This is a genomic window from Micromonospora sp. NPDC004336 (assembly GCF_053602615.1).
The window spans coordinates 25271-35258 of the sequence record NZ_JBSGDY010000055.1 but is presented as its reverse complement, the minus strand read 5'-3'; the positions used below and the strand labels follow the sequence as shown (position 1 = coordinate 35258).

The window sequence follows — 9988 nt, the reverse complement described above, 5'->3', positions numbered from 1 at the left end:
CGATCCTGGAGGCGGTGACCACCGTCGAGGGCGCCACCGGCCGGGCCGCGGCGCTGCCCGAGTGGCGGGTCGCCGGCAAGACCGGCACCGGCTGGCGGCTGGTCGACGGGCGCAAGCAGCCCGGCGAGGTGGCCTCCTTCATCGGCATGGCCCCGGCCGAGAACCCCCGCTACGTGATCGCGGTCTTCGCGCACACCCCCGCCGGCGGGGGCGGGGACATCGCGGCCCCGGCGTTCCGGGACATGATGCAGTTCACGCTGCGTCACTACGGGGTGCCGCCGAGTGGGGAGAAGGCCCCGAAGTTCACGGTCTATCCGCGCTGAGCGGTCACGCCGGGACATCATCGGTGAGTGCGGACGAACCACCGGGGCGGCTGTGCGGCCGGAACCGGACGACCGGGTAGGGTCTGACGCCGTGCCCGGCAATCCTCGTCCCCGTACCGTGATCGGCACCCGGCTCGGCGACCTCGCCGCGCGGATCGCCGTCGAACCCCCGGAGGGGGCCGCCGAGCTGGTGGTGACCGGGGTGACCCACGCCAGCCAGGAGGTCCGCCCCGGCGACCTGTACGCGGCCCTGCCCGGCGCCCGCCGGCACGGCGCGGAGTTCGCCGCCGGCGCGGCGGCGGCCGGCGCGGTGGCCGCGCTGACCGACCCGGCGGGCGCCCCGGCCGTGGCCGAGGCGGGCCTGCCGGCGCTGGTGGTCGCCGACCCCCGCGCGGTGCTGGGCGACCTCGCCTCGGCCGTCTACGGCGACCCGACCGAGGGGCTGACGGTGATCGGGGTGACCGGCACGGCCGGCAAGACCTCCACCGCCTACCTGGTCGAGTCCGGCCTGCGCGCCGCCGGCCACACCACCGGCCTGATCGGCACCGTGGAGACCCGCCTCGGCGACCTGGTGGTCGACAGCGTGCGCACCACGCCCGAGGCCACCGACCTGCACGCCATGCTGGCCGCCGCCCGCGAGCGCGGCGTCACCGCCCTGGTCATGGAGGTCTCCAGCCACGCCCTGGCGATGGGCCGGGTCGGTGGGGTCCGGTTCACCGTCGGCGGCTACACCAACTTCGGCTCCGATCACCTGGACTTCCACGCCGACTCGGCGGACTACTTCGCCGCCAAGGCGCAGCTGTTCGACGGCCGCTGCACGGTGGAGGTGCTCAACCACGACGACCCCGCGCTGCGGCCGCTCCACAAGCCGGCGACCGTGACCTACTCGGCGGCCGGCGACCCGGGCGCCACGTGGTGGGCCGACCAGGTCGGCGGCGACGGGTACGCGCAGCGCTTCACGCTGCACGGCCCGGACGGGCTGGCGCTGCCGACCGGGGTGGCGCTGCCGGGGCGGCACAACGTCGCCAACGCCCTGCTGGCCGTCGCCGTGCTGGTCGCCGCCGGGGTGGACCCGAAGACCGCCGCCGCCGGCGTGGCCGCCTGCGGCGGCGTGCCCGGCCGGCTGGAGCTGGTGGCCGCCCCCGGGCCGGTGCGCGGCGTCGTCGACTACGCGCACAAGGCGGACGCGATCGTGGCCGCGCTGGCCGCGCTGCGGGAGTACGGCGCCGGCCGGCTCGTCTGCGTGATCGGCGCCGGCGGCGACCGGGACCGGGGCAAGCGGCCGGTGATGGGCGCCGCCGCGGCGGAGGGAGCGGACGTGGTGCTGGTGACCGACGACAACCCGCGCACGGAGGACCCGGCGGCGATCCGCGCCGAGGTGCTGGCCGGCGCCCGGGGGGCCGGGACGACGGCCCGGATCGAGGAGGTGCCCGGCCGCCGGGCGGCCATCGACGCGGCGGTGCGGCTGGCCGAGCCGGGCGACGTGGTGGCGGTGCTGGGCAAGGGCCACGAGCGCGGCCAGGAGATCGGCGGCGAGGTGCACCCGTTCGACGACCGCACCGAGCTGGCCGACGCGCTGCGCGCCCGCTTCGCCGACCAGGCGGGTCAGCGGTGATCGCGCTCAGCCTGGCCGAGGTCGCCTCGGCGGTCGGCGGTCGGCTGGTCGCCGCCGACCCGGACGCCTCGGTCACCGGCCCGGTCGAGTTCGACTCCCGCAAGGTGCGCGCGGGCGCGCTCTTCGTGGCCTTCCCCGGGGAGAAGGTGGACGGGCACGACTACGCCGCCGGCGCGGTGGCCGCCGGCGCGGTGGCCGTGCTCGGCACCCGGGAGGTGCCCGGCGTGCCGATGGTGCTGGTCGACGACGCGTTGGCCGCGATGGGCCGGCTGGCCCGCGGGGTGGTCGACCGGCTGCCCGGCCTCACCGTGATCGGGCTGACCGGCTCGTCGGGCAAGACCACCACCAAGGACCTGATCGCCCAGCTCGCCGCGCGGCTCGGCCCGACCGTCGCCCCGCCCGGTTCGTTCAACAACGAGCTGGGGCACCCGTACACGGCGTTGCAGGCCGGTCCGGAGACGCGCTACCTGGTGATGGAGAAGGGCGCCCGCGGGGTGGGGCACGTGCGCTACCTGTGCGACGTGGTGCCGCCGCGGATCTCCGTGGTGCTCAACGTCGGGGTCGCCCACATCGGCGAGTTCGGCTCGGTGGAGACCATCGCGCTGGCCAAGGGCGAGCTGGTGGAGGCGCTGCCCGCTGACGGGCTGGCCGTGCTGAACGCCGACGACCCGCTGGTCGACGCGATGGCCTCGCGCACCGTCGCCCGGGTGATCCGCTACGGCGAGGCGGCGCACGCCGACGTGCGGGCCGAGGACGTGACGCTGGACGACCGGGGTCGGCCCGCGTACACCCTGGTCACCCCGGAGGGGAGCGCGCCGGTGCGGCTCGGGCTGACCGGCCGGCACCAGGTCGGCAACACCCTCGCCGCCGCGGCGGTGGCCCGCGAGCTGGGCATGCCCCTGACCGAGACGGCCGTCGCGCTGGGCGAGCTGGGGCTGGTCTCCACCCGCCGGATGGACGTCTTCGAGCGCGCCGACGGGGTGACCGTCATCGACGACTCGTACAACGCCAACCCCGCGTCGATGGCGGTCGCGCTGCGCGCGCTGGCCGGCATCGGGCGGGAGCGGCGCACCGTCGCGGTGCTCGGCTACATGGCCGAGCTGGGCCCGTTCGAACGCGACGGGCACGCCGAGGTCGGCCGGCTCGCGGCCGAGCTGGGCGTCGACCGGCTGCTCGTGGTGGGCGAGCCGGCCGCGCCGATCCACGAGGGCGCGACATCGGTAGGTGACTGGGGAGGAGAGTCGGTGCTGCTCACCGATCAGGCGGCGGCCGTCGAGGTGCTGCGGAGCGAGTTACGGCCGGGCGACGTCGTCCTGGTGAAGGGCTCCCGGTACCGCACGTGGGAGGTGGCCGACGCGCTGCGCGCCGACGCCGCGGGCGACGCGAAGGCGACGGGGGGCGGCGCCGCATGAGGGCGGTCATCGTCGCCATCGGCGTGGCCTTCCTGGTCTCGCTGCTCTGCACCCCGATCGCGATCAAGGTGTTCGCCCGGCTCAAGGCCGGCCAGCCGATCCGGTCGAACCTCGGGCTCGCCAGCAACGAGGGCAAGAAGGGCACGCCGACGATGGGCGGCGTGGTGTTCATCCTCGCCACGGTCATCGCGTACGTGGCCGGCCACCTGGCCCTCACCACCCTGCCGGACGCGCAGATCGCCCAGGTCGAGCCGACCATCACCGCGCTGGTGCTGCTGGGGCTGATGGTCTTCTCCGGCGCCGTCGGCTTCATCGACGACTTCCTGAAGGTGCGCAAGCGGCACAGCGGCGGGCTCAACAAGCGGGGCAAGCTGCTCGGCCAGATCCTGGTCGGCGCGGTCTTCGGCGTCGTGGCGCTCTACTTCCCGAGCACCATGACCGACGCGTCGGGCGCGGTGACCAACACCGAGACCGTCGGCAGCACCACGCTGAGCTTCATCCGGGACATCCCGGCGCTGGACGTCAGCAAGATCGGCGCGGTGATCATCTTCATCTTCGTGGTGATGGCCGCCACCAACGGCGTCAACCTCACCGACGGCCTCGACGGCCTGGCCACCGGCGCCTCGGTGATGGTCCTCGCGGCGTACGCGCTGATCGCGTTCTGGCAGTACCGGCACTGGTGCGCGGACCCGGACTACACCCAGGACTACTGCTACGCCGTCCGGGACCCGCTGGAGATCGCCCTGATCGCCGGCGCGGCGGCCGGTGCCTGCGTCGGCTTCCTGTGGTGGAACACCTCGCCGGCGCGGATCTTCATGGGTGACACGGGTGCGCTGGGTCTCGGCGGCCTGATCGCCGGCATGGCGATGTCCACCCGGACGATCCTGCTGCTGCCGATCATCGGCGGCCTGTTCGTGATCATCACGATGTCCGTGGTGATCCAGATCATCTCGTTCCGCACCACCGGCAAGCGGGTGTTCCGGATGTCGCCGCTGCAACACCACTTCGAGCTCGCCGGCTGGAGCGAGGTCAACATCGTGGTCCGGTTCTGGATCATCGCCGGCATCGGCGTGGCCATCGCGCTCGGCCTGTTCTACAGCGAGTTCCTCGCCAACATGACCTGAGCCGGCCGGTCGGTCGAGGCGGTCCTCGGCCCGGCCGGTCGGTCCCGTCGGGGCCCGGGCGCGTGTCGCCCGGGCCCCGCGCCGCGTCCGGGGGCGCCGACCGCGGACGGCGCCGCGCGCAAGCCCGACACGCCGACCGGCCGGTTGCGCCGGTGGCGACCCCGGGAAACCGCGATGATGGTCGGGTGGGGGAGGGCAGAGGAATCGAGGGCACGACAGAGGCGCCGCCCCGGCGGTCACCCGGAGCCAGCCGCGCGCGGGAGGCGTCCGCCGCGACGCGGGGGCCGGACGAGCCCGGGGGCCGGCCGCGCGGGGTGGCCGTCGCCGGTGGGCTGGCCGCGCTGCGCGGCCTGCTGGACCGCCCGCTGGCCTCCTACTACCTGCTGCTGTCCAGCGCCGGCCTGCTGCTGCTGATCGGCCTGACGATGGTCTTCTCGGCGACCAGCGTCCGCGAGTACGCCGAGGGCGGCAACGCCTTCGCCGCGCTCACCAAGCAGGCGATCTTCGCGGTGATCGGCATCGTCGCCTTCTGGGCCTGTCAGCGGCTGCCGGCCAAGACCTACCGGGTGCTCGGCCGGCCGCTGCTGTTCACCGCCGTCGGCCTGCTGCTGGTGCTCAACGTGCTGCTCGCGTACGCCCGGCTGACCGGCCAGGACTCGGCCCGGATCGGTCCGGTCGAGGCCCGGCTGCTGTGGCTCTTCGTCGGCGGCATCCAGGTGCAACCCTCCGAGTTCGCGAAGTTCGCGCTGGTGCTCTGGGGGGCGCACGTGATCGCCCGCAAGGGCGCCGCGCTGGGCTGGTGGCGCGAGCTGGCCACGCCGCTGTTCCCCGTCGTCGGCCTGCTCTTCGTCCTGGTCGGCTACAACGACCTCGGCACGATGCTCTGCCTGCTCGCCGTGGTGGTGGGGCTGCTCTGGGCGGCCGGGGTGCGGATGCGGGTCTTCGGCACGCTCTCCGTGCTCGGGCTGGTCGGCGTCGGCCTGCTGATCGCCGTCGCCTCGCTGGGCGCCGGCTCCGGGGAGCGGGGCGAGGAGAACTACCGCTTCGCCCGGCTGATGTCGTTCTTCAACCCGCCCGCGCCGGACGAGTGCAAGCTCGAGGGCTGCTACCAGATCTACCAGGGGCGGCTGGCCATCGAGCACGGCGGCTGGTTCGGCGTCGGGCTCGGCAAGTCCAGCCTCAAGTTCGGCTGGCTGCCCGAGGCGCACAACGACTTCATCTTCGCGATCATCGCCGAGGAGCTGGGCGTGATCGGCTGCGTGGTGGTGCTCAGCCTCTTCGCCGTGCTGGCCTACACCGGGCTGCGGATCGCCCGCCGGGTCGACGACCCGTTCCGCCGGCTGGCGGCCGCCGCGGCGACCACCTGGCTGGTCAGCCAGGCCGTGATCAACATCGGCGGGGTGGTCGGGCTGCTGCCGATCACCGGCCTGCCGCTGCCGTTCATCTCCGACGGCGGAAGCGCCCTGGTCGTCACGCTCGCCGCGATCGGGATGCTCGCCTCCTTCGCCCGCGCCGAACCCGACGCCGCCAGAGCGCTGCATGCCCGTCCGCCGGCCCGATGGGTCCGACTACTCTGGGCCCCGTTGCCGCCGCTTCCCGGGCGGCGTCGCCGCCCGGCGTCGCCCCCGGCTGCCCGAGGGTCCGTGCCCCGGTCGCGCCAGCGGCGGCCCGACGACCAGGCCGCACCGCGCGGGGTCCGGCTCGCCCGGACCCGCCGCGGGTCGGCGGACGAGAGGAGACGTTGATGGGTCCGCTGCGTTCGGTGGTGCTCGCGGGAGGTGGCACCGGGGGGCACATCTACCCGCTGCTCGCCTTCGCCGACTGCCTGCGCCGACACGACCCCGGCGTCCGGATCACCTGCCTGGGCACACCCAAGGGCCTGGAGAACGAGCTGATCCCGCCGCAGGGCTACGACCTGCGGCAGATCCCGGCCTACCAGCTGCCCCGGTCGGTCAACATGAACCTGGTCAAGACCCCGGGCCGGATGTGGACGGCGGCCCGCGCGGCGGGCAAGGTGATCGACGAGGTGCGCGCCGACGTGGTCGTCGGCTTCGGCGGGTACGTCTCGGTGCCGGCCTACCTCGCCGCCTGGCGGCGCGAGCTGCCGATCGTGATCCACGAGGTGAATGTGCCGCCGGGAGTGGCCAACCGGCTCGGCATGAAGTTCACCCGGCACGTGGCGGTCGGCTTCCCGCACCAGCCCGCCCAGGCCGAGGCGCTGCGCGACGCGCGGGTGGTCGGCGTGCCCCTGCGCCGCGGCATCGCCGGGCTGGACCGGGCCGCCATGCGCAACGCGGCGCGGGCCCACTTCGGGCTCCGCCCCGACCTGCCGGTGCTCTTCGTCGCCGGCGGCTCGCAGGGCGCCCGGTCGATCAACCTCGCGGTGGCCGGGGCCGCCAAGGAGCTGGCGCGCAACGGGGTGCAGGTGCTGCACGTCATCGGCGCCCGCAACGAGCCGGTGCCGGTCCCCACCGACCTGCCGGTGCCGTACGTGACGCTGCCCTACCTCAGCGAGATGGAGGCCGGCTACGCCGCCGCCGACCTGATGCTGGGCCGGGGCGGGGCGATGACCTGCGCCGAGGTGGCCGCGATCGGGCTGCCCACCATCTACGTGCCCTATCCGCACAGCAACCAGGAGCAGAAGCGCAACGCGCTGCCCGTGGTGGAGGCCGGCGGCGGGCTGCTCGTCGACGACGCCGAGCTGACCCCGGACTGGGTCGAGCGGACGGTCATCCCGCTGATCCGCGACCCCCACCGGCTGCACGCGATGGGCGCCGCCGCGGCCGGGTACGGGCGTCGCGACGGCGACGAGGCGCTGCTCAACTTCGTCTACGAGGCGGTGGCCCGGTGAGCGCGAGGAGTGCGGCGCAGCGGAGCCCCGCAGTCGCGAACTACGGTGCTCCGGTGAGCGCGAGGAGTGCGGCGCAGCGGAGCCCCGCAGTCGCGAACTACGGTGCTCCCGTGAGCGCGAGGAGTGCAGCGCAGCGGAGCCCCGCAGTCGCGAACTACGGTGCTCCCGTGACCGGGCGCGCCGCTACGGGAAGGTACTCGGCATGAACACCGCACAGTTCACCCCGGCCGGCACGCTCACCGCGGAGGACCTGGGCACGATCCACCTGATCGGGGTGGGCGGGGTCGGCATGAGCGGCCTGGCCCGGCTCTTCCTCACCCGGGGCCTCCGGGTCTCCGGCAGCGAGCTGCGGGAGTGGCCCTCGCTGGCCGGCATGCGCGCTCTCGGCGGCACCATCCACATGAGTCACGAGGCGTCCAACCTCGACGGCGTCGACACGGTCGTCTACTCCTCGGCCATCCCGCAGGACCACCTGGAGATGGTGGAGGCGCGCCGGCGCGGCCTGCGCGTGCTGCACCGTTCCGAGGCCCTCGCGGCGGCGATGACGGGCCGCCGGACGGTCGCGGTCGCCGGCACCCACGGCAAGACCACCACGACCTCGATGGTCACCATGGTGCTCCAGCAGGCCGGGCAGGATCCGTCCTTCGTCATCGGCGGGGAGATCTCGGAGGTCGGCTCCGGGGCCCACCACGGCAGCGGCGAGTACTTCGTGGTCGAGGCCGACGAGAGCGACCGCTCCTTCCTGATCTACCGCCCGTACGTGTCGATCATCACCAACATCGAGGCCGACCACCTCAACACCTACGGCGACCTCGCCAACCTGGAGGCGGCCTTCGCCGACTTCGCCCGGCTGACCGACCCGGACGGCTTCATCATCACCTGCGCCGACGACGCCGGCGGGCGGCGGCTGGCCGAGACGCTGCGCGCCGAGGGGCGGCGGGTGCACACGTACGGCGAGGCGGCCGACGCCGACCTGCGGCTGACCGACGTCGCCTCCTCCGCCCGGGGCGTCCGCTACCTGGCGGGCATCGACGGCCGGTCGCTGGGCGAGTTCCGGTTGCCGGTGCCGGGGCGGCACATGGGGCTCAACAGCGCCTCGGCGGTGCTGGCCGCGTACCTGCTGGGGCTGCCGCTGGAGGCGGCCGAGGCCGCGCTCGCGGCGTTCCCCGGCGTGCGGCGGCGCTTCGAGCGCAAGGGCGTCGCGGACGACGTGCTGGTCTACGACGAGTACGCCTACCACCCGACCTCGATGACGCTGGCGTTGCAGACGCTGCGCGAGGTGGCCGGGGAGGGTCGACTGATCGTGGTGTTCCAGCCCTACCGGCTCTACCGCACCCGCGACCTGCAGGCGGAGATCGCCGAGGCACTGGCCATCGCCGACGAGCTGGTGCTGCTGGAGGTCTTCGGGCCGGGCGAGCTGCGCCAGCCGGGGGAGGGCTCGGCGGCGCTGGCCGAGGCGGTGCCGCTGCCGGCGGAGCGGAAGGTCTTCGTCGACTCCTGGGAGGCGGCGCCGGCCGAGGTGGCCCGGCGCGCCCGGCCCGGCGACGTCGTGGTGACCATGGGCGCCCCGCCCATCTCGCTGATGGGGGACCAGCTGCTGGACGCGCTCTCGGCGCGCGCGGCCGACCCGGCGGCGCCGGCGGGCACCACGCCCGGCGGGGAGGCCGGCGGGGCGACGCCCATCGGCGGCACCGTTCCGGGCATCGGCGGCGCGGTCCCGGACGGCGCGGCGCCCGCGGCCGGATGAGCCCCGGTCCGACGCGCGGGCGCACCACCGGCGCGGACGGCGGTGGCCGGCGAGGCCCGGTGCGCCGATGGCAGCTGGTCCGGGCCGGCAGCGACGCCGTCCCCGCCTCGACCCGGCGGTTCATGGCCCGGGCCCGGCAGCGCCGGATGCGCGCCGCGCTGCCGTGGGCGATCGCCGCCGGCGTGCTCGGCCTGGCCGGGCTGGTCGCCTGGGCGCTGCTCGGCACCGGCCTGTTCGGGGTGCGCGAGGTCCGGGTGGAGGGCGCCGAGCTGGTCAGCGCGGTGCAGGTGCGGGACGCGGCCGCGGTGCCCGACGACGCCCCGCTGGCCCGGGTGGACCTGGCCGCCACCGCGCGCCGCGTCGGCGGGCTGCCGGCGGTGGAGCGGGCCGTGGTGACCCGGGACTGGCCGGACGCGCTGGTGGTCCGGGTGACCGAGCGCACCGGGGTGGCGGTGGTGCCGCGCGGGGAGCAGTTCCTCGTCGTCGACGGGGCGGGCGTGGTGTTCCGGACCGTGCCCCGGCCGCCGGACGGCCTGCCGGTGGTCCGGCTCGCCGAGCCGGGGCCCGACGACGGGGCGACCCGGGCCGCCCTGGAGGTGCTGACCGTGCTCACCCCGGAGCTGCGCGCCGAACTGGTGGACGTGACCGTCGAGGGGCTGGCCCGGATCAAGCTCCGGCTGCGCGGCGACCGGGTGGTGGTCTGGGGGGACGCGACGCGGGGGCCGGACAAGGCGCGCGTCGCCACCGCCCTGCTCGACCGGAAGGCCGAGACGATCGACGTGAGCGCGCCGGACGTGGTGACCCTGCGGTGACCGGCGCCCCGCTCCCGCTGGCGCGACGTGACCCACCCCGCTCCCCGGGCGACACGCCGTGCGGGTCCTTGGTTCCCGGCGTGGGGGCGCTTACGTTGCCCCGA

General features: G+C 75.1%; 8 protein-coding genes. All 8 read left to right on the top strand.

Annotated features, from left to right (window positions below):
• A partial coding sequence (locus ACWENR_RS14550; protein WP_452277478.1) for a penicillin-binding transpeptidase domain-containing protein occupies positions 1-323 on the top strand: 323 nt, incomplete at its 5' end.
• Positions 324-375: 52 nt separating this feature from the next.
• Positions 376-1938, top strand: coding sequence for a UDP-N-acetylmuramoyl-L-alanyl-D-glutamate--2,6-diaminopimelate ligase (locus tag ACWENR_RS14545; protein ID WP_452277477.1), 1563 nt, complete (start codon positions 376-378; stop codon positions 1936-1938).
• Positions 1935-3350, top strand: a complete 1416-nt coding sequence (locus ACWENR_RS14540; RefSeq protein WP_452277476.1) for a UDP-N-acetylmuramoyl-tripeptide--D-alanyl-D-alanine ligase — start codon at positions 1935-1937, stop codon at positions 3348-3350. The genes ACWENR_RS14545 and ACWENR_RS14540 overlap by 4 nt, the downstream gene beginning before the upstream one ends.
• Positions 3347-4474 carry a phospho-N-acetylmuramoyl-pentapeptide-transferase gene (gene mraY, locus ACWENR_RS14535; protein WP_452277475.1) on the top strand — a complete coding sequence of 376 codons (1128 nt, stop codon included), beginning with the start codon at positions 3347-3349 and terminating at the stop codon, positions 4472-4474. The genes ACWENR_RS14540 and mraY overlap by 4 nt, the downstream gene beginning before the upstream one ends.
• Before the next feature lie 332 nt (positions 4475-4806).
• The gene (locus ACWENR_RS14530; RefSeq protein ID WP_452277480.1) at positions 4807-6219 is read left to right on the top strand and encodes an FtsW/RodA/SpoVE family cell cycle protein; all 1413 of its coding nucleotides are present in this window, start codon (positions 4807-4809) and stop codon (positions 6217-6219) included.
• Complete coding sequence (gene murG / locus ACWENR_RS14525; protein WP_452277474.1) at positions 6219-7325, top strand: undecaprenyldiphospho-muramoylpentapeptide beta-N-acetylglucosaminyltransferase; 1107 nt, start codon at positions 6219-6221, stop codon at positions 7323-7325. Before ACWENR_RS14530 ends, murG begins: the two co-directional genes overlap by 1 nt.
• Positions 7326-7527: 202 nt before the next feature.
• Entirely contained in the window at positions 7528-9072 is a 1545-nt protein-coding gene (murC, locus tag ACWENR_RS14520) for a UDP-N-acetylmuramate--L-alanine ligase (protein ID WP_452277473.1), read from the top strand.
• On the top strand, positions 9069-9884 hold the full coding sequence (locus ACWENR_RS14515) for a cell division protein FtsQ/DivIB (protein ID WP_452277472.1): 816 nt from the start codon (positions 9069-9071) through the stop codon (positions 9882-9884). The genes murC and ACWENR_RS14515 overlap by 4 nt, the downstream gene beginning before the upstream one ends.
• Positions 9885-9988: the final 104 nt, after the last annotated feature.

Excerpts from the sequence above, each read along its gene's own strand:
- mraY (WP_452277475.1), top strand. The coding sequence starts at position 3,347 with ATGAGGGCGGTCATCGTCGCCATCGGCGTGGCCTTCCTGGTCTCGCTG.
- murG (WP_452277474.1), top strand. The coding sequence starts at position 6,219 with ATGGGTCCGCTGCGTTCGGTGGTGCTCGCGGGAGGTGGCACCGGGGGG.
- murC (WP_452277473.1), top strand. The coding sequence starts at position 7,528 with ATGAACACCGCACAGTTCACCCCGGCCGGCACGCTCACCGCGGAGGAC.
- ACWENR_RS14515 (WP_452277472.1), top strand. The coding sequence starts at position 9,069 with ATGAGCCCCGGTCCGACGCGCGGGCGCACCACCGGCGCGGACGGCGGT.